This is a genomic window from Shinella sp. NM-101, assembly GCF_021401195.1.
Lineage (GTDB): Bacteria > Pseudomonadota > Alphaproteobacteria > Rhizobiales > Rhizobiaceae > Shinella.
This window is the reverse complement of the sequence record NZ_JACBFT010000032.1, coordinates 1-19,224: the sequence shown is the minus strand read 5'-3', so window position 1 is coordinate 19,224 and position 19,224 is coordinate 1. Positions and strand designations below refer to the sequence as shown.

General features: G+C 62.3%; 15 protein-coding genes, 1 tRNA gene and 1 pseudogene. 16 read left to right on the top strand and 1 reads right to left on the bottom strand.

From position 1 onward, the window contains the following. From tuf to L0976_RS27785, 12 genes and pseudogenes are all read left to right on the top strand, one after another. Positions 1-137: pseudogene (tuf, locus tag L0976_RS27840) on the top strand (elongation factor Tu); the annotation flags it as partial. 522 nt (positions 138-659) lie between these two features. Next, positions 660-1,316 carry a hypothetical protein gene (locus L0976_RS27835; RefSeq protein ID WP_234190549.1) on the top strand — a complete coding sequence of 219 codons (657 nt, stop codon included), beginning with the start codon at positions 660-662 and terminating at the stop codon, positions 1,314-1,316. Between the two features lie 137 nt (positions 1,317-1,453). Continuing rightward, positions 1,454-1,529, top strand: a tRNA-Trp gene (locus L0976_RS27830). A 192-nt stretch (positions 1,530-1,721) separates the two neighbouring features. Continuing rightward, complete coding sequence (gene secE / locus L0976_RS27825) at positions 1,722-1,922, top strand: preprotein translocase subunit SecE (protein WP_203318694.1); 201 nt, start codon at positions 1,722-1,724, stop codon at positions 1,920-1,922. Positions 1,923-1,938: 16 nt separating this feature from the next. Next, positions 1,939-2,469: a transcription termination/antitermination protein NusG gene (nusG, locus tag L0976_RS27820; RefSeq protein ID WP_119259257.1), complete on the top strand. Its 531-nt coding sequence runs from the start codon at positions 1,939-1,941 to the stop codon at positions 2,467-2,469. A gap of 198 nt (positions 2,470-2,667) precedes the next feature. Further along, the gene (rplK, locus tag L0976_RS27815) at positions 2,668-3,099 is read left to right on the top strand and encodes a 50S ribosomal protein L11 (RefSeq protein WP_023517311.1); all 432 of its coding nucleotides are present in this window, start codon (positions 2,668-2,670) and stop codon (positions 3,097-3,099) included. Between the two features lie 2 nt (positions 3,100-3,101). Next, positions 3,102-3,794 (top strand): 50S ribosomal protein L1, encoded by a 693-nt coding sequence (gene rplA / locus L0976_RS27810; protein WP_203318695.1) that lies wholly within the window; start codon positions 3,102-3,104, stop codon positions 3,792-3,794. 337 nt (positions 3,795-4,131) lie between these two features. After that, complete coding sequence (gene rplJ, locus L0976_RS27805) at positions 4,132-4,650, top strand: 50S ribosomal protein L10 (RefSeq protein WP_024270435.1); 519 nt, start codon at positions 4,132-4,134, stop codon at positions 4,648-4,650. Positions 4,651-4,710: 60 nt separating this feature from the next. After that, the gene (gene rplL / locus L0976_RS27800; protein ID WP_203318696.1) at positions 4,711-5,088 is read left to right on the top strand and encodes a 50S ribosomal protein L7/L12; all 378 of its coding nucleotides are present in this window, start codon (positions 4,711-4,713) and stop codon (positions 5,086-5,088) included. A gap of 256 nt (positions 5,089-5,344) precedes the next feature. Then, positions 5,345-9,484, top strand: a complete 4,140-nt coding sequence (gene rpoB / locus L0976_RS27795; RefSeq protein ID WP_203318697.1) for a DNA-directed RNA polymerase subunit beta — start codon at positions 5,345-5,347, stop codon at positions 9,482-9,484. Positions 9,485-9,692: 208 nt separating this feature from the next. Then, positions 9,693-13,904, top strand: coding sequence for a DNA-directed RNA polymerase subunit beta' (rpoC, locus tag L0976_RS27790; RefSeq protein WP_234190541.1), 4,212 nt, complete (start codon positions 9,693-9,695; stop codon positions 13,902-13,904). Between the two features lie 157 nt (positions 13,905-14,061). Then, complete coding sequence (locus tag L0976_RS27785; RefSeq protein ID WP_203318699.1) at positions 14,062-15,111, top strand: cytochrome-c peroxidase; 1,050 nt, start codon at positions 14,062-14,064, stop codon at positions 15,109-15,111. Between the two features lie 18 nt (positions 15,112-15,129). Here L0976_RS27785 and L0976_RS27780 read toward each other — a convergent pair whose 3' ends face one another. Beyond that, a complete protein-coding gene (locus L0976_RS27780; RefSeq protein ID WP_203318700.1) occupies positions 15,130-15,426 on the bottom strand; it encodes a transcriptional regulator in 297 nt (98 codons plus the stop codon). A 584-nt stretch (positions 15,427-16,010) separates the two neighbouring features. Here L0976_RS27780 and rpsL point away from each other — a divergent pair. The 4 genes from rpsL to L0976_RS27760 all read left to right on the top strand — a co-directional run. Further along, positions 16,011-16,382: a 30S ribosomal protein S12 gene (gene rpsL / locus L0976_RS27775; RefSeq protein WP_022719193.1), complete on the top strand. Its 372-nt coding sequence runs from the start codon at positions 16,011-16,013 to the stop codon at positions 16,380-16,382. A gap of 55 nt (positions 16,383-16,437) precedes the next feature. Then, positions 16,438-16,908, top strand: a complete 471-nt coding sequence (gene rpsG, locus L0976_RS27770) for a 30S ribosomal protein S7 (protein WP_108001312.1) — start codon at positions 16,438-16,440, stop codon at positions 16,906-16,908. A gap of 30 nt (positions 16,909-16,938) precedes the next feature. Further along, positions 16,939-19,038 carry an elongation factor G gene (fusA, locus tag L0976_RS27765; RefSeq protein ID WP_203318701.1) on the top strand — a complete coding sequence of 700 codons (2,100 nt, stop codon included), beginning with the start codon at positions 16,939-16,941 and terminating at the stop codon, positions 19,036-19,038. Positions 19,039-19,103: 65 nt separating this feature from the next. After that, the coding region (locus L0976_RS27760; RefSeq protein ID WP_234189390.1) for a GTP-binding protein at positions 19,104-19,224 on the top strand (121 nt) is incomplete at its 3' end.

Genomic DNA, 19,224 nt, shown 5'->3' with positions numbered 1-19,224 from the left:
TGGTGATGCCGGGCGACAACGTGACGGTTGACGTCGAGCTGATCGTTCCGATCGCGATGGAAGAAAAGCTGCGCTTCGCCATCCGCGAAGGCGGCCGCACCGTCGGCGCCGGCATCGTCGCCTCGATCGTCGAGTAACGATCGGAGAGGATGCCGTAAGCCTGCCGACGGCATTGAAGATGTGCAAATGGCGCGCACGCGCGATTTGCACGCGGCGCCGGCATCGTCGCCTCGATCGTCGAGTAACGATCGGAGAGGATGCCGTAAGCCTGCCGACGGCATTGAAGATGTGCAAATGGCGCGCACGCGCGATTTGCACGCGGCGCCGGCATCGTCGCCTCGATCGTCGAGTAATTTCAGGTCTCCGACCTGATGGAAGAAGCCCCGCGGGAGACCGCGGGGCTTTTCTTGTTTCCGGCTGCTTGGAAACGGCTGTCTTTTTTAGGCAACGGACATAACTCGCCAGTTCTCGGGATGGAGCCGGCGAGCGATCAGGGGTAGATTCGCCGGGTCGCTTGAAGCGGCTTGGCCGGATTGCGTTGCGCTCCGGCGCGGCGCCTGCGGATCCTCGCGATCTGCTGTTTTGGGGGCGCCTTTGCGTGTGGCGGGCACGGACCATGCCGCGCGCATCACGGTAACAACGAAACAGGCCGTTGCTCCATGAAGGCTCTTCTCCGCGCGGCGCGCACGGCGCTCGCCCTTTCGATGCTGGCAGCGATTCTGCCGGCCGGCCCCGCGGCCGCCGAAGATTCGCTCGTCATCTGGTCGCCGACGAAGGTCTCGCCATATTCCTACCGCCTGCGCACGGGCGCCAGGGCGCCGGCCGGCAATCCGGTGAGCGCCGGAGTCGATTTTTCCCTTACCGCGTCATCGACGGGCCAGATTCGCAATACACGCGACAATGCGCGGGTCTGGGCCGAGATGCGCGGGCAGGGGCGTTCCGGCGCCGAAAGGAGCGTCGTGGCGGGCTACAATCCGGTGACGGGTCGCGTCTCGGCCAATGCCGGCGTGACGCACCGCTGGATGGCATCCCGCTCGGTCGATGTCGTGCTCGCCCCCTCGCTGTCGGCGGACACGCCCATGCGCCGGGGCGGTCGCGGTTCGGTCCGCGTGACGCAGAAGGCGCAGGTGCAGGCGCTTGCGACCGGCACGGCCTTCGTCGCCTCGGGCACCGCTGTCAGCGGCGAGCGCGGCATCGGTGCCGAGATGTCCGTCGAGCAGCGGCTCTTCCGCTGCCTCGACCTCACGGCGTCCGTGCGCCGGCAGGAGGCGGGCCTGACGGGCGCACTGAAGGCGCGGCTGCGCGTGACGTGGTAGAGCGCCGCGGGGAAGGGCGGGGGACCGGCCTAAGCTGTGAAAAAATCTCGTGTTCGGGCTTGCCAAGTCGGTTCGTGCGCCGTAAAGACGCCATGCCTTGCCGGCATAGGCGTTTCGCCAGGACGCGGCAAGCATCTAGGGGTATAGCTCAGTTGGTAGAGCGGCGGTCTCCAAAACCGCAGGTCGGGGGTTCGAGCCCCTCTGCCCCTGCCATTTCCTGCCGGACAGCGCGGACCACTTGCAGCGACGGCGGCGATGGCATGGCGGCGTTACGCCGCCTAAATTCGCGAAAAGCCCGGTTGCCTCTTGTGAAAAAGGGAATCGGGCTTTATGTAGGGCAAAACAGACACGCGGTGCGTGGGGCTGAGAGTTCAGCTTTACGCGCCGTAATGGCGTGGACATTCAATGGCATCGAAAACGAATCCGATCGCGTTTCTGCAGCAGGTGCGCTCCGAGACGGCGAAAGTGACTTGGCCTTCGCGGCGCGAGACGATGATCTCGACCGTCATGGTCTTCATCATGGTCTTCCTTGCCGCGGTGTTCTTCTTCGCTGCGGACTGGCTGATGGGCTGGCTGATTGCCCTCGTCCTCAGCGCTGGCGCTTGATCGGTTGGAGATGAACATGGCTTCGCGTTGGTACATCGTCCACGCCTATTCGAACTTCGAGAAGAAGGTCGCCGAAGATATCGAGAACAAGGCCCGCCAGAAGGGTCTCGATCATCTCTTCGAAAAGATCCTGGTGCCGACCGAGAAGGTCGTCGAGGTGCGTCGCGGCCGCAAGGTCGACTCCGAGCGCAAGTTCTTCCCCGGCTACGTGCTGGTGCGGGCGAACCTGACCGACGAGGCGTACCACCTCATCAAGAATACGCCGAAGGTCACGGGCTTCCTAGGTTCCGACAACAAGCCGGTTCCGATTCCGGACAGTGAGGCAGAGCGCATCCTGTCGCAGGTCCAGGATGGTGTGGATCGTCCGAAGCCTTCGGTCTCCTTCGAGATCGGCGAGCAGGTTCGCGTTTCCGACGGTCCGTTCGCCTCGTTCAACGGTATCGTCCAGGACGTCGACGAGGAGCGTTCGCGTCTCAAGGTGGAAGTGTCGATCTTCGGTCGCGCCACGCCGGTCGAGCTGGAATACGCCCAGGTCGAGAAAATCTGATTTCGGCGGCGTCCTTCGGGCGCTGCTCTTTGAAATCCAATCTTCGCTGAAGGTTGGTGGCGGAGGTTTCCGCCGATCGCGTGGAAGGGAAGGCGGCCTGTAGCCGGGCGTCCGGACCGCACCACGCAACCGCAGCCGCCGGTCTTCGGATCGGCATCGAGGGCCGGGCAACCGGCCGCATTCTGAAAGGCAGAGAAAATGGCTAAGAAAGTTGCAGGCCAGCTCAAGCTTCAGGTCAAGGCAGGATCGGCGAACCCGTCCCCGCCGATCGGCCCGGCGCTTGGTCAGCGTGGCATTAACATCATGGAATTCTGCAAGTCGTTCAACGCGGCGACGCAGGAAATGGAAAAGGGTATGCCGATCCCGGTCGTCATCACCTACTACCAGGACAAGTCCTTCACGTTTGTGATGAAGCAGCCGCCGGTGACCTACTTCCTCAAGAAGGAAGCCAAGATCACCTCCGGCTCCAAGACCCCGGGCAAGGGCGCGACCGTCGGCAAGCTCACCAAGGCTCAGATCAAGTCGATCGCCGAAGCCAAGATGAAGGATCTCAACGCCGCCGATATCGAAGGCGCGATGGCAATGGTCGAGGGCTCCGCCCGCGCCATGGGCCTGGAAGTGGTAGGTTGATCATGGCCAAGATTGCAAAGCGCATCCAGAAGATCCGTGAAGGCATCGACCCGACCAAGCTCGTTGCCCTGTCGGACGCCATCGCCCTCGTCAAGGAGCGTGCGACCGCCAAGTTCGACGAAACCGTCGAAGTCGCCATGAACCTCGGCGTCGACCCGCGTCACGCAGACCAGATGGTCCGCGGCGTCGTCAACCTGCCGAACGGCACGGGCCGCGACGTTCGTGTCGCCGTCTTCGCTCGCGGCACCAAGGCTGACGAAGCCAAGGCCGCCGGTGCTGACATCGTCGGCGCCGAAGACCTCGTCGAGATCGTCCAGGGCGGCAAGATCGACTTCGATCGCTGCATCGCGACCCCGGACATGATGCCGCTCGTCGGCCGCCTCGGCAAGGTTCTCGGCCCGCGCGGCATGATGCCGAACCCGAAGGTCGGCACCGTGACCATGGACGTTGCCGGCGCCGTCAAGGCATCCAAGGGCGGCGCTGTCGAGTTCCGCGTCGAGAAGGCTGGTATCATCCATGCCGGCATCGGCAAGGCTTCCTTCGACGCCAAGGCTCTGGAAGAGAACATCAAGGCCTTCGCCGACGCCGTCATCAAGGCGAAGCCGGCCGGCGCCAAGGGCAACTACGTCAAGCGCGTTGCCATCTCTTCGACGATGGGCCCGGGCGTCAAGATCGATCCGGCGACCGTCGCCTGATGCATTCCGGTCCGGCTTGCCGGACCGCAACAGAATTCCCGGCCCATCCGGCCGGGAATTTCCGGGGCAACCCGGAACTCCTGTCCGAGATTGCAGGTGGTTAGACCTTAATCACGTTGCCTGCATGAGACGGGTGAGACCTGGATTTCACTCAGCGTCGGATGACGCGGAATTCGGTTCGAACCTACCTTGCCTGTGCCGCGGCTCCAAGCCGAGCGCGGGGGGACAGGATCCTCGAGCGTCGCTCGGGATCTTCTTTTAAAGCGGATCCCTGGCGGCAAAGGCAAACCCGGCAGGTCCCGTGAGAACTCACGGTCCTGTCAACTGGAGATAGGCAGTGGAAAGAGCGGAAAAACGCGAATTCGTCACGGAGCTGAATGAAGTCTTCAAGGCTTCCGGTTCGGTTGTCGTGGCCCGCTATGCCGGCATCACCGTTGCACAGATGAACGATCTTCGTACGAAGATGCGTGCAGCTGGCGGTACCGTCAAAGTCGCGAAGAACCGCCTGGCCAAAATTGCCCTTCAGGGTACGGAGTCGGAAGGGATGTCTGATCTCTTCCAGGGTCAGACGCTCATTGCATACGCAAATGATCCGATGATCGCTCCGAAGGTAGCCATGGATTTCGCCAAGACCAACGACAAGCTCGTTGTCCTCGGCGGCGCCATGGGTGCGACCACGCTCGACGCAGAAGCAGTCAAGTCGCTTGCGACCCTGCCTTCGCTCGACGAGCTGCGTGCAAAGCTCCTGGGCCTCATTGCAGCCCCGGCAACGCGCGTCGCCACGGTCGTTGCAGCACCGGCAAGCCAGCTTGCCCGCGTGTTCGCAGCCTACGCCAAGAAGGACGAAGCCGCGTAAGGCGGTTTTTCGCTGTAAATCAAACACACCAGTTCGAACCGAACAAAAGGACTTAAGAAAATGGCTGATCTCGCAAAGATCGTTGAAGACCTCTCCTCGCTGACCGTCCTGGAAGCTGCTGAGCTTTCCAAGCTTCTCGAAGAGAAGTGGGGCGTTTCGGCTGCAGCTCCCGTGGCTGTTGCTGCTGCTGGCGGCGGTGCCGCTCCGGCTGCTGCCGAAGAAGAAAAGACCGAATTCGACGTGATCCTCGTTGACGCTGGCGCCAACAAGATCAACGTCATCAAGGAAGTCCGCGCCATCACCGGCCTCGGCCTCAAGGAAGCCAAGGACCTGGTCGAAGGCGCTCCGAAGGCTGTCAAGGAAGCCGTCTCCAAGGGCGAAGCTGCCGACCTCAAGAAGAAGCTTGAGGAAGCCGGCGCCAAGGTCGACGTCAAGTAATACCGGAATGCGGTGGGAGAGGGTTTCGACCCTCTCCCACTGGTCCTTTCCGCTGAACTGATTACCCAAAAGCCGGGAAAAACGGCTTTTGGGTAATGGGTTCTTCAAGAGGATGGTCTTCTACCCAGGCGATCGGGCAATCCGGCCCGTGGCTTAGGCGGTGAGACGAGTTTGAACCAACCCATTGGTCGACGGGATCGACTGGCCAGCGAACCCCGTCCGTTGCAGGCCCGGATGCAGATTTGAAGGAGCGACGATGGCTCAGACCCTTTCGTTTAACGGTCGTAGGCGCGTACGCAAGTTTTTTGGTAAAATCCCCGAAGTCGCTGAAATGCCGAACCTCATCGAGGTTCAGAAGGCGTCTTATGATCAATTCCTGATGGTTGAAGAGCCCGCCGGCGGTCGTCCGGACGAGGGCCTTCAGGCCGTTTTCAAGTCGGTTTTCCCGATCACGGACTTCTCCGGCGCTTCCATGCTCGAATTCGTCTCCTACGAGTTCGAACAGCCGAAGTTCGACGTCGAGGAATGCCGCCAGCGTGACCTGACCTATGCTGCACCCCTCAAGGTGACGCTGCGCCTCATCGTGTTCGATATCGACGAGGATACGGGCGCCAAGTCCATCAAGGACATCAAGGAACAGAACGTCTACATGGGCGACATGCCGCTCATGACGGACAACGGTACCTTCATCGTCAACGGCACCGAGCGCGTCATCGTCTCCCAGATGCACCGTTCGCCGGGCGTGTTCTTCGACCACGACAAGGGCAAGAGCCATTCTTCCGGCAAGCTGCTCTTCGCCGCCCGCGTCATCCCGTATCGCGGTTCCTGGCTCGACATCGAGTTCGACGCCAAGGACATCGTGCATGCGCGCATCGACCGCCGCCGCAAGATCCCCGTCACCTCGCTGCTCATGGCCCTCGGCATGGACGGCGAAGAGATCCTGTCGACCTTCTACACGAAGTCGCTCTACCAGCGCGACGGCGAAGGCTGGCGCATTCCGTTCAATCCCGACGCGCTGAAGGGCCAGAAGGCCGTCGCGGATATGATCGATGCCGACACGGGTGAAGTCGTCGTCGAGATCGGCAAGAAGCTGACGCCGCGCCTGCTCAAGCAGATCGGCGAAAAGGGCCTCAAGGCGCTGAAGGCGACCAACGAGGACCTTTACGGCAACTACCTCGCCGAAGACGTCGTGAACTACGAGACGGGCGAGATCTATCTCGAAGCCGGCGACGAAATCGACGAGAAGACCCTGCCGGTCATCCTGTCGGCCGGTTTCGACGAGATCCCGGTCCTCGACATCGACCACATCAATGTCGGCGCCTATATCCGCAACACGCTTGCTGCGGACAAGAACGAGAACCGCCAGGACGCGCTGTTCGACATCTACCGCGTCATGCGCCCGGGCGAGCCGCCGACCATGGATTCGGCCGAAGCCATGTTCAACACGCTGTTCTTCGATGCGGAGCGCTACGACCTCTCCGCCGTCGGCCGCGTGAAGATGAACATGCGCCTCGACCTCGACGTCGCCGATACGGTCCGCACGCTGCGCAAGGAAGACATCCTTGCCGTCGTGAAGATGCTGGTCGAGCTGCGTGACGGCAAGGGCGAGATCGACGACATCGACAACCTCGGCAACCGACGCGTCCGTTCGGTCGGCGAGTTGATGGAGAACCAGTACCGTCTCGGCCTGCTGCGCATGGAGCGCGCGATCAAGGAACGCATGTCCTCGATCGAGATCGACACGGTCATGCCGCAGGACCTGATCAACGCGAAGCCGGCGGCTGCCGCCGTTCGCGAATTCTTCGGCTCCTCGCAGCTCTCGCAGTTCATGGACCAGGTGAACCCGCTCTCGGAAATCACCCACAAGCGCCGTCTTTCGGCCCTTGGCCCGGGTGGTCTGACCCGTGAGCGCGCCGGCTTCGAAGTCCGCGACGTTCACCCGACCCACTACGGCCGCATTTGCCCGATCGAGACGCCGGAAGGCCCGAATATCGGTCTGATCAACTCGCTCGCAACCTTCGCCCGCGTCAACAAGTACGGCTTCATCGAAAGCCCGTACCGCAAGATCGTCGACGGCAAGGTCACGACGGATGTGGTCTACCTCTCCGCCATGGAAGAGGCCAAGTACCACGTCGCCCAGGCCAACTCGCCGCTGGAAGCCGACAACTCCTTCGCTGAAGAGTTCGTCGTCTGCCGTCACGCCGGCGAAGTCATGCTCGCCCCGCGCGACCAGATCAACCTCATGGACGTTTCGCCGAAGCAGCTCGTTTCGGTCGCGGCGGCGCTCATCCCGTTCCTCGAGAACGACGACGCCAACCGCGCGCTCATGGGTTCGAACATGCAGCGTCAGGCCGTGCCGCTTCTGCGTGCGGAAGCTCCGTTCGTCGGCACCGGCATGGAGCCGGTCGTCGCCCGTGACTCGGGCGCCGCCATCGCGGCCCGCCGCGGCGGCGTCGTCGACCAGGTCGACGCGACCCGTATCGTTATCCGCGCCACCGAAGACCTCGATCCGTCGAAGTCGGGCGTCGATATCTATCGCCTGCAGAAGTTCCAGCGTTCCAACCAGAACACCTGCGTCAACCAGCGCCCGCTGGTCACCGTCGGCGACGTTCTGAACAAGGGCGACATCATCGCGGACGGTCCGTCGACCGACCTCGGCGACCTCGCGCTCGGCCGCAACGCGCTCGTCGCGTTCATGCCGTGGAACGGCTACAACTACGAAGACTCGATCCTGATGTCCGAACGCATCGTCTCCGACGACGTGTTCACCTCGATCCACATCGAGGAATTCGAAGTCATGGCCCGCGACACCAAGCTGGGCCCGGAAGAAATCACGCGCGACATTCCGAACGTCTCGGAAGAAGCGCTGAAGAACCTCGACGAAGCCGGTATCGTCTATATCGGCGCAGAGGTTCAGCCGGGCGACATCCTGGTCGGCAAGATCACCCCGAAGGGCGAAAGCCCGATGACGCCGGAAGAAAAGCTCCTGCGCGCCATCTTCGGTGAAAAGGCCTCCGACGTTCGCGACACCTCCATGCGCATGCCGCCCGGCACCTTCGGCACGGTCGTAGAAGTTCGCGTCTTCAACCGCCACGGCGTGGAGAAGGACGAACGCGCGATGGCGATCGAGCGTGAAGAGATCGAGCGTCTCGCCAAGGACCGTGACGACGAGCAGGCCATCCTCGACCGTAACGTCTACGGCCGCCTGATCGACATGCTGCGCGGTCACGTCGCCGTCGCCGGCCCGAAGTCCTTCAAGAAGGGCACCGAGCTGTCGAACGCCGTGATCTCCGAATATCCCCGCTCGCAGTGGTGGATGTTCGCCGTCGAGGACGAGAAGGTCCAGGGCGAGATCGAAGCCCTGCGTGGCCAGTACGACGAATCCAAGTCGCGCCTTGAACAGCGCTTCATGGACAAGGTCGAGAAGGTCCAGCGCGGCGACGAAATGCCCCCGGGCGTCATGAAGATGGTCAAGGTCTTCGTCGCTGTTAAGCGCAAGATCCAGCCGGGCGACAAGATGGCCGGCCGTCACGGCAACAAGGGCGTCGTCTCGCGCATCCTGCCGATCGAGGACATGCCCTTCCTCGAAGACGGCACGCATGTCGACATCTGCCTGAACCCGCTGGGCGTGCCTTCGCGCATGAACGTCGGCCAGATCCTCGAAACCCACCTTGCCTGGGCTTGCGCCGGCATGGGCAAGAAGATCGGCGACCTGCTCGACGAGTATCGCAAGACCATGGACATCGCGGACCTGAAGCGCGAGCTGACGGAAGTCTACGAAAGCGAAGCCAAGGACGAAGTCGCCCACTTCGACGACGACGCCCTGGTCAAGCTTGCCGAGCAGTCCCGCAGGGGCGTCTCCATCGCGACCCCGGTCTTCGACGGTGCGCATGAGCCCGACGTTGCCGCCATGCTGGAGCGCGCCGGTCTTGCCTCTTCCGGTCAGTCGGTTCTCTACGACGGCCGTACGGGTGAGGCTTTCGACCGCCAGGTCACCGTCGGCTACATGTACATGATCAAGCTGAACCACCTCGTGGACGACAAGATCCACGCCCGTTCGATCGGTCCTTACTCGCTCGTTACCCAGCAGCCGCTGGGCGGCAAGGCGCAGTTCGGCGGCCAGCGCTTCGGGGAAATGGAGGTCTGGGCGCTCGAAGCCTACGGCGCCGCCTACACGCTGCAGGAAATGCTGACCGTGAAGTCGGACGACGTCGCGGGCCGCACCAAGGTGTACGAGGCGATCGTGCGTGGCGACGACACGTTCGAGGCGGGCATTCCGGAGAGCTTCAACGTTCTCGTCAAGGAAATGCGCTCGCTCGGCCTGTCGGTCGAACTCGAGAACTCCAAGGTCGACCCGAACGCGGAAGCCGGCCAGCTTCCAGACGCGGCGGAATAAGCCTGATCTGGTGCGCGCCTAAGGCGCGCACCGTTACCGCCTCGGCCCGGTCGGGCAGGGGGCGGCTCATCCATTTCAGGCAGCCTTGCGGCACCCGGGTATCGCCGCAATTGGTTGCTAGGAGCAATTCCGGGAAAAGTGTGCAGCGGTTTTCCGTCCGGAATTGCGTCAGACAAATGAGGGCCACTGGCCCACGAAGGAGATAGGCATGAACCAAGAGGTCATGAACCTTTTCAACCCGCAGGTGCCTGCGCAGACGTTCGACTCCATCCGTATTTCGATCGCGTCTCCGGAAAAGATCCTGTCCTGGTCGTATGGCGAGATCAAGAAGCCGGAAACGATCAACTACCGCACGTTCAAGCCGGAACGCGACGGTCTCTTCTGCGCGCGCATCTTCGGCCCGATCAAGGACTACGAGTGCCTGTGCGGCAAGTACAAGCGCATGAAGTACAAGGGCATCATCTGCGAAAAGTGCGGCGTCGAAGTCACGCTGTCGCGCGTTCGCCGCGAGCGCATGGGCCATATCGAGCTCGCCGCGCCCGTCGCCCATATCTGGTTCCTGAAGTCGCTGCCGTCCCGCATCGCCACGCTCCTCGACATGACCCTCAAGGATGTCGAGCGCGTTCTCTATTTCGAGAACTACATCGTGACGGAGCCGGGCCTGACCGCGCTCAAGGAAAACCAGCTTCTTTCCGAAGAAGAATACATGATCGCCGTCGATGAATATGGTGAAGACCAGTTCACGGCGATGATCGGCGCCGAGGCCATCTACGAGATGCTCGCCTCGATGAACCTCGAAAAGATCGCCGGCGACCTGCGTTCTGATCTGGCCGACACCACGTCGGACCTGAAGCAGAAGAAGCTGATGAAGCGCCTGAAGATCGTCGAGAACTTCATGGAATCCGGCAACCGTCCGGAATGGATGATCATGAAGGTCGTTCCGGTGATCCCGCCGGACCTGCGTCCGCTCGTCCCGCTGGACGGCGGCCGCTTCGCGACGTCGGACCTCAATGACCTCTATCGCCGCGTCATCAACCGTAACAACCGTCTCAAGCGCCTCATCGAGCTGCGCGCACCGGGCATTATCATCCGTAACGAGAAGCGCATGCTTCAGGAATCGGTTGACGCCCTGTTCGACAACGGCCGCCGCGGCCGCGTCATCACCGGCGCCAACAAGCGTCCGCTGAAGTCGCTGTCCGACATGCTCAAGGGCAAGCAGGGCCGCTTCCGCCAGAACCTGCTCGGCAAGCGCGTCGACTATTCCGGCCGTTCGGTCATCGTGACGGGTCCGGAACTGAAGCTGCACCAGTGCGGCCTGCCGAAGAAGATGGCGCTGGAGCTCTTCAAGCCGTTCATCTACGCCCGCCTCGACGCCAAGGGCTTCTCCTCGACCGTCAAGCAGGCCAAGAAGCTCGTCGAGAAGGAAAAGCCGGAAGTCTGGGATATCCTCGACGAGGTCATCCGCGAGCATCCGGTTCTCTTGAACCGTGCGCCGACGCTGCACCGCCTGGGCATCCAGGCCTTCGAACCGATCCTGGTCGAAGGCAAGGCCATCCAGCTGCATCCGCTCGTCTGCACGGCCTTCAACGCCGACTTCGACGGCGACCAGATGGCCGTCCACGTCCCGCTCTCGCTGGAAGCCCAGCTTGAAGCGCGCGTGCTGATGATGTCGACGAACAACATCCTGCATCCGGCGAACGGCGCACCGATCATCGTTCCCTCACAGGACATGGTTCTCGGCCTCTACTACCTGTCGATCATGAACCAGAACGAGCCGGGCGAAGGCATGGCCTTCTCCGACATGGGCGAACTGCACCATGCGCTCGAAAGCAAGGTCGTGACGCTGCACGCGAAGATCCGCGGCCGCTACAAGTCGGTCGACGGCGAGGGCAAGCCCTACACCAAGATCTTCGAAACGACGCCCGGCCGCATGATCATCGGCGAGCTGCTGCCGAAGAACGGCAACATCCCGTTCGACATCTGCAACCAGGAAATGACCAAGAAGAACATCTCCAAGATGATCGACACGGTCTACCGTCACTGCGGCCAGAAGGACACGGTCATCTTCTGCGACCGCATCATGCAGCTCGGCTTCAGCCATGCCTGCCGCGCCGGCATTTCGTTCGGCAAGGACGACATGGTCATCCCGGACAGCAAGGTGAAGATCGTCGGCGACACCGAAAACCTGGTCAAGGAATACGAGCAGCAGTACAACGACGGCCTGATCACCCAGGGCGAGAAGTACAACAAGGTCGTCGACGCCTGGGGCAAGGCGACCGAAAAGGTTGCCGAGGACATGATGGCCCGCATCAAGGCCGTCGAGTTCGACCCGGAAACCGGTCGCCAGAAGCCGATGAACGCGATCTACATGATGTCCCACTCCGGCGCCCGCGGTTCTCCGAACCAGATGCGCCAGCTGGGCGGCATGCGCGGCCTCATGGCAAAGCCGTCGGGCGAGATCATCGAAACGCCGATCATCTCGAACTTCAAGGAAGGCCTGACCGTGAACGAGTACTTCAACTCGACGCACGGCGCCCGCAAGGGCCTGGCCGACACCGCCTTGAAGACCGCGAACTCCGGCTACCTGACCCGCCGTCTCGTCGACGTCGCGCAGGATTGCATCGTCACGCATGTCGACTGCGGCACCGACAAGGGCCTCACGATGACCGCGATCGTCGACGCCGGCCAGGTCGTGGCTTCGATCGGCACCCGCGTTCTCGGCCGTACGGCGCTCGACGACATCGATCATCCGGTCACGGGTGAGCGCATCGTCGATGCCGGCAAGATGATCCTCGAGGCCGATGTCGTCGAGATCGAGAAGGCCGGCATCCAGTCGATCCGCATCCGCTCGGCGCTGACCTGCGAGATCCAGACCGGCGTCTGCGGCGTCTGCTACGGCCGCGACCTTGCACGCGGCACGCCCGTCAACATGGGCGAGGCCGTCGGCGTCATCGCGGCCCAGTCGATCGGCGAACCGGGCACCCAGCTCACCATGCGTACCTTCCACCTTGGCGGCACGGCGACCGTGGTCGACCAGTCGTTCCTGGAAGCCTCGTATGAAGGCACGGTGCAGATCAAGAACCGCAACATGCTGCGCAATTCGGAAGGCAACCTCGTCGCGATGGGCCGCAACATGGCGATCACCATCCTCGACGAGCGTGGTGTCGAGCGTTCCGCGCAGCGCGTCGCCTACGGTTCGAAGATCTTCGTCGATGACGGCGACAAGGTGAAGCGCGGCCAGCGTCTCGCCGAGTGGGACCCCTACACCCGTCCGATGATGACGGAAGTGGAAGGGACGGTTCACTTCGAAGACGTCGTCGACGGCATCTCGGTTCTGGAAACGACCGACGAATCCACCGGCATCACCAAGCGTTCGGTCATCGACTGGCGCTCGACGCCGCGCGGTGCGGACCTGAAGCCGGCCATCGTCATCAAGGACAAGAACGGCGCCGTCGCCAAGCTGTCCCGCGGTGGCGAAGCTCGCTTCATGCTCTCGGTCGACGCGATCCTCTCGGTCGAGCCGGGCCAGAAGGTCTCCCAGGGTGACGTTCTTGCCCGCTCGCCGCTGGAAAGCGCCAAGACCAAGGACATCACCGGCGGTCTGCCGCGCGTTGCCGAACTGTTCGAGGCCCGTCGTCCGAAGGACCACGCCATCATCGCCGAGATCGATGGTACCGTCCGCTTCGGCCGCGACTACAAGAACAAGCGTCGCGTGATGATCGAGCCGGCGGAAGACGGTGTCGAGCCGGTCGAGTACCTGATCCCGAAGGGCAAGCCCTTCCATCTTCAGGATGGCGACTACATCGAAAAGGGTGACTACATCCTCGACGGCAACCCGGCGCCGCACGACATCCTGGCGATCAAGGGCGTGGAAGCACTCGCTTCCTACCTCGTGAACGAAATCCAGGAAGTCTACCGGTTGCAGGGCGTCGTGATCAACGACAAGCACATTGAGGTGATCGTTCGCCAGATGCTGCAGAAGGTCGAGATCACGGATGCCGGCGACTCGACCTACATCGTCGGCGACAATGTCGACCGGATCGAGTTGGAAGACGTCAACGACGCCCTGATCGAGGAAGGCAAGAAGCCGGCTTACGGCGATCCGGTCCTCCTCGGCATCACCAAGGCGTCGCTGCAGACCCCGTCGTTCATCTCGGCCGCTTCGTTCCAGGAGACCACCAAGGTCCTCACGGAAGCTGCGATCGCCGGCAAGACCGACGGCCTGCAGGGCCTCAAGGAAAACGTCATCGTCGGCCGCCTCATCCCGGCCGGCACCGGCGGCACCATGACCCAGATCCGCCGCATCGCGACGGCCCGCGACGAGATGATTCTCGACGAGCGCCGCAAGTCGACCGGCGCTGGCGTCGCAACCCCGATGCTGGCGGATCTCGCCGGTGGCGAGGGAGCCGCGGCGGAGTAAGTACTGCCGTATATTTGACGATTGAAAAGGCCGCCCGAAATATTTCGGGCGGCTTTTTGTTTAAGCGCAAGGACAGGGCGGGGTGGATTGATCTGGCGCAACCGCTCAGTTTCGAGCGGTTCTAAAGTCCATTCGTACACAACGAATGGAGGTAGCCATGAAATTCCTGCTGGCGACTGTCGCCGCGTCGGTCCTTGCGACCGCCGCCTTTGCCGCCGATCCGGTCCCGGCCGATCTGCGCGCGACGGCGCTCGAGATCTTCAAACCCTTGCCCTCGACCCATCCCGCGGTCAGTGACAATCCCATCACCCAGGAGAAGATCGATCTCGGCAAGGCGCTGTTCTTCGATCCGCGGCTGTCGGCCTCGGGCGTCTTCTCGTGCAACTCCTGTCACAACCTGGCGACCGGCGGCGACGACAACCTCGAGACGTCGATCGGCCACGGCTGGCAGAAGGGCCCGCGCAACTCGCCGACCGCATTGAACGCGGTCTTCAACGAGGCGCAGTTCTGGGACGGCCGCGCGGAAGACCTGAAGGCACAGGCCAAGGGACCGATCCAGGCAGGCGTCGAGATGGCGAACACGCCGGCACAGGTCGTCGCCACGCTGAAGTCGATGCCGAAATATGTCGGGTGGTTCAAGGCCGCATTCCCGGACGAGGCCGATCCGGTCACCTTCGACAACATGGCCAAGGCCATCGAGGCCTTCGAGGCGACGCTGATCACGCCCGCTCCCTTCGACGCCTTCCTCAACGGCGACGACGGTGCGATGACCGCGGAGCAGAAGGAAGGGCTCGCGCTCTTCATGGACAAGGGCTGCGCCTCCTGCCACAGCGGCATCAACATCGGCGGTAACGGTTACTATCCGTTCGGCCTGATCGAGAAGCCCGGCGCCGAGGTTCTGCCGGAAAACGACAAGGGCCGCTTCGCTGTCACGGCGACGGCGGACGACTCCTACGTCTTCCGCGCCGCACCGCTGCGCAACGTCACGCTGACGGCGCCGTACTTCCATTCGGGCAAGGTATGGAACCTGAAGCAGGCCGTCGCCATCATGGGCACCTCGCAGCTCGGCGAGGACCTGTCGGAAACCGACGTCGACAGGATCGTCGCCTTCCTCGGTTCGCTGGAAGGCCGCATGCCTGATATCGTCTATCCGGTCCTGCCGGCAGAAACGAGCGATACGCCTCTGCCGAGCGGTGAAGTCAAGTAAACGAAGACGTGGCGGTCATCACGCGAAGCGGATGATCGCCACTTCCCCCTCGAGGGCGCCCTTGTAGGCGGAGGCATGCGGTTCGTCCTCGGGCGCACCGTTCAGCGTGCCGATCTGGTCGAGGTCGGCCTCCAGGAATCCTTCCTCCGAAAGCGCATTCAGCGCCTCGCGCACGGCAGTATCGTCGTCGGGCGCGCTCAGCATGACGTGGATGTCGATGCCATCGGCGCCCTCGCGCTCGTAGGCCTTGCCGATGATGATGAAGACCATCGGCTCGTCGAGCGTATTGTTGTCGTTGTCGGCGCTTGACGCCATGGCGGACTCCTTTCGGGATCGGGTTGTGCTCGTTCTATAAAGGGTAGGGCGGCCGGACCCAAACGCAAAATCGCGCCTGCTTCCAAAAGAACGGAAAGGGAATCGGTGAGGGGACCCGCCGGGCTCCCGACTCTTTCCGGTTGATTCCGTCTTCATGCTTTCTTAATGTCACTCACGTGAAGGATCGGGCGTTCCGCGAGCCGACGAAACGGGGCGGGGCAGGGGAGAAAAGCCCTGCTTTTCAGGCAGGCCGGCCATCCCGCTCCCGGATTCTTTAGCGCCGCCCCTTGACCTTTGGCCCTTAAGTCAGTATTCCGCACGCCATCAGAGCCTATGTGAGGCTGGCTGGTTCGGAACGACTCGTTCTGAAGTTCGCCTCAAACAGGGCTCGACGCACGTTGAGAACATGAATGCTGCACGCATGACGCGGTTATAGCGCGTCCTCTGCCTAACGGGGTCATCCGCCAGAAGCGGATCGGCCTTTTATTGCGCATGAACACGCGTGTGGCCATGGACTCGCCCGTGAGGGTGACGATTTATCCGCCCGCAAGGGTAACGAGACTAGATTTGCAAGGGATGGTTATATGCCTACCGTAAACCAGTTGATCCGCAAGCCGCGCCAGGCGTCGGTAAAGCGCAACAAGGTTCCTGCCCTGCAGGAAAACCCCCAGAAGCGCGGCGTTTGCACCCGCGTCTACACGACGACCCCGAAGAAGCCGAACTCGGCTCTGCGTAAGGTCGCCAAGATCCGCCTGACCAATGGCTTCGAAGTCATCGGCTACATCCCGGGCGAAGGCCACAACCTGCAGGAACACTCCGTCGTCATGATCCGTGGCGGCCGCGTGAAGGACTTGCCGGGCGTGCGTTACCACATCATCCGCGGCGTTCTCGACACCCAGGGCGTCAAGAACCGCAAGCAGCGCCGCTCCAAGTACGGCGCGAAGCGTCCGAAATAATACAGTAACCGGCGCCATTTCGCTGGTCGGAACCTTTTGAAGAAAGACGAAAAGTATGTCCCGTCGCCATAGAGCAGAAAAGCGCGAGATCAACCCGGACCCGAAGTTCGGCGACCTCGTGGTCACCAAGTTCATGAACGCCATCATGCTGGACGGCAAGAAGTCCGTCGCCGAAACGATCGTTTACGGCGCCTTCGATGTCGTGCAGGGCAAGTCCAAGCAGGATCCGGTGACGGTTTTCCATTCGGCTCTCGACAACGTCGCGCCGCACGTCGAAGTGCGCTCGCGTCGCGTCGGTGGTGCGACCTACCAGGTTCCGGTCGACGTTCGTCCGGAGCGCCGTCAGGCTCTGGCCATCCGCTGGCTGATCGCCGCTGCCCGCAAGCGTAACGAAACGACCATGGTCGAGCGCCTTTCCGGCGAACTCATGGACGCAGCGAACAATCGCGGCAGCGCCGTCAAGAAGCGCGAAGACACGCACAAGATGGCCGATGCCAACCGTGCCTTCTCGCACTACCGCTGGTAACCGAAACTAGACGTCTCGAAAGGAGCTCCCATGGCTCGCGAATACAAAATCGAAGACTACCGAAATTTCGGTATCATGGCGCATATCGACGCCGGCAAGACCACGACGACCGAACGCATCCTCTACTACACCGGCAAGTCCCACAAGATCGGCGAAGTCCATGACGGCGCCGCCACCATGGACTGGATGGAGCAGGAGCAGGAACGCGGCATCACGATCACGTCCGCTGCCACCACGACCTTCTGGAAGGGCCGTGACGGCAAGACCCGCCGCTTCAACATCATCGACACCCCCGGCCACGTCGACTTCACCATCGAAGTCGAGCGTTCGCTGCGCGTTCTCGACGGTGCCATCGCCCTTCTCGACGCCAACGCCGGCGTCGAGCCGCAGACGGAAACCGTCTGGCGCCAGGCCGAGAAGTACAACGTTCCGCGCATGATCTTCTGCAACAAGATGGACAAGACCGGCGCGGACTTTTACCGCTCGGTGTCCATGATCAAGTCGCGCCTCGGTGCGACCGCCGTCGTCATGCAGCTGCCGATCGGCGCTGAAAGCGACTTCAAGGGCGTTATCGACCTCGTCGAGATGAACGCTCTCGTCTGGCGCGATGAATCGCTCGGCGCCCAGTGGGACGTCGTCGAAATTCCGGAAGACATGAAGGAAAAGGCCGAGGAATACCGCGAGAAGCTCATCGAGACCGTCGTCGAAATCGACGAAGCCGCGATGGAAGCCTATCTCGAAGGCAACTACCCGGACAACGACAAGATCCGCGAACTCGTTCGCCGCGGAACCATCGACGTGAAGTTCCACCCGATGTTCTGCGGTACCGCCTTCAAGAACAAGGGCGTCCAGCCGCTCCTCGACGCCGTCGTCGATTACCTGCCGTCCCCGGCGGACATCCCGGCGATCAAGGGCATCGACGTGAAGACGGAAGCCGAGATCGAGCGTCATGCCGACGACAGCGAGCCGCTTTCCATGCTCGCCTTCAAGATCATGAACGACCCCTTCGTCGGTTCGCTGACCTTCGCCCGCATCTATTCCGGCAAGCTCGAAAAGGGCACGTCGGTCATGAACACGGTCAAGGAAAAGCGCGAGCGCGTCGGCCGCATGCTGCAGATGCACTCCAACTCGCGTGAAGACATCGAAGAAGCCTTCGCAGGCGACATCGTTGCTCTCGCCGGCCTCAAGGACACGACGACGGGCGACACGCTCTGCGACCCGCTGAAGCCGGTCATCCTCGAGCGCATGGAATTCCCCGAGCCGGTCATCCAGATCGCCATCGAGCCGAAGACCAAGAACGACCAGGAAAAGATGGGCCTCGCCCTCAACCGCCTGGCCGCCGAAGACCCGTCCTTCCGCGTCAAGACCGACGAGGAATCCGGCCAGACGATCATCGCTGGCATGGGCGAACTTCACCTCGACATCATCGTCGACCGCATGCGTCGCGAGTTCAAGGTCGAAGCGAACGTCGGCGCTCCGCAGGTCGCCTACCGCGAGACGATCACGCGCAAGACCGAGAAGGACTACACGCACAAGAAGCAGACCGGTGGTACCGGCCAGTTCGCCCGCGTGAAGCTCGTCTTCGAACCGAACCCGGACGGCGAAGATTTCGTCTTCGAATCCAAGATCGTCGGTGGTGCCGTTCCGAAGGAATACATCCCGGGCGTTCAGAAGGGTATCGAAAGCGTCCTGTCCTCGGGTCCGCTCGCAGGCTTCCCGATGCTCGGCGTCAAGGCGACGCTCATCGACGGCGCCTTCCACGACGTCGACTCCTCGGTCCTCGCCTTCGAAATCGCCTCGCGCGCCTGCTTCCGTGAAGCATCCCGCGAAGCCGGCGCCCAGCTTCTGGAGCCGATGATGAAGGTCGAAGTCGTGACGCCGGAAGACTATGTCGGCGACGTCATCGGTGACCTGAACTCCCGCCGTGGCCAGATCCAGGGCCAGGAGTCGCGCGGCGTCGCCGTCGTGATCTCCGCCAACGTGCCGCTGGCCAACATGTTCAAGTACGTCGACAACCTGCGCTCCATGTCGCAGGGCCGCGCCCAGTACTCGATGGTCTTCGACCACTACGCGCCGGTTCCGTCGAACGTCGCACAGGAAATCCAGGCAAAGTACTCCGGTCAGAAGTGACCGGGGTGCACCCCTCAAGAATTTGAACGAATTTCCCCTCGGGGATCAGGAACGGAGAGCCGGAAATGGCAAAAGGTAAGTTTGAGCGCAACAAGCCTCACGTAAACATCGGCACGATCGGCCACGTTGACCATGGCAAGACGTCGACGACGGCAGCGATCACGAAGTATTTCGGCGAGTTCAAGG

Coding starts and splice junctions, on each gene's coding strand:
- secE (WP_203318694.1), top strand. CDS start 1,722: ATGGCATCGAAAACGAATCCGATCGCGTTTCTGCAGCAGGTGCGCTCC.
- fusA (WP_203318701.1), top strand. CDS start 16,939: ATGGCTCGCGAATACAAAATCGAAGACTACCGAAATTTCGGTATCATG.
- L0976_RS27780 (WP_203318700.1), bottom strand. CDS start 15,426: ATGGCGTCAAGCGCCGACAACGACAACAATACGCTCGACGAGCCGATG.
- rpoC (WP_234190541.1), top strand. CDS start 9,693: ATGAACCAAGAGGTCATGAACCTTTTCAACCCGCAGGTGCCTGCGCAG.
- L0976_RS27835 (WP_234190549.1), top strand. CDS start 660: ATGAAGGCTCTTCTCCGCGCGGCGCGCACGGCGCTCGCCCTTTCGATG.
- rplL (WP_203318696.1), top strand. CDS start 4,711: ATGGCTGATCTCGCAAAGATCGTTGAAGACCTCTCCTCGCTGACCGTC.
- rplA (WP_203318695.1), top strand. CDS start 3,102: ATGGCCAAGATTGCAAAGCGCATCCAGAAGATCCGTGAAGGCATCGAC.
- rpoB (WP_203318697.1), top strand. CDS start 5,345: ATGGCTCAGACCCTTTCGTTTAACGGTCGTAGGCGCGTACGCAAGTTT.
- L0976_RS27785 (WP_203318699.1), top strand. CDS start 14,062: ATGAAATTCCTGCTGGCGACTGTCGCCGCGTCGGTCCTTGCGACCGCC.
- rplK (WP_023517311.1), top strand. CDS start 2,668: ATGGCTAAGAAAGTTGCAGGCCAGCTCAAGCTTCAGGTCAAGGCAGGA.
- nusG (WP_119259257.1), top strand. CDS start 1,939: ATGGCTTCGCGTTGGTACATCGTCCACGCCTATTCGAACTTCGAGAAG.
- rpsG (WP_108001312.1), top strand. CDS start 16,438: ATGTCCCGTCGCCATAGAGCAGAAAAGCGCGAGATCAACCCGGACCCG.
- rpsL (WP_022719193.1), top strand. CDS start 16,011: ATGCCTACCGTAAACCAGTTGATCCGCAAGCCGCGCCAGGCGTCGGTA.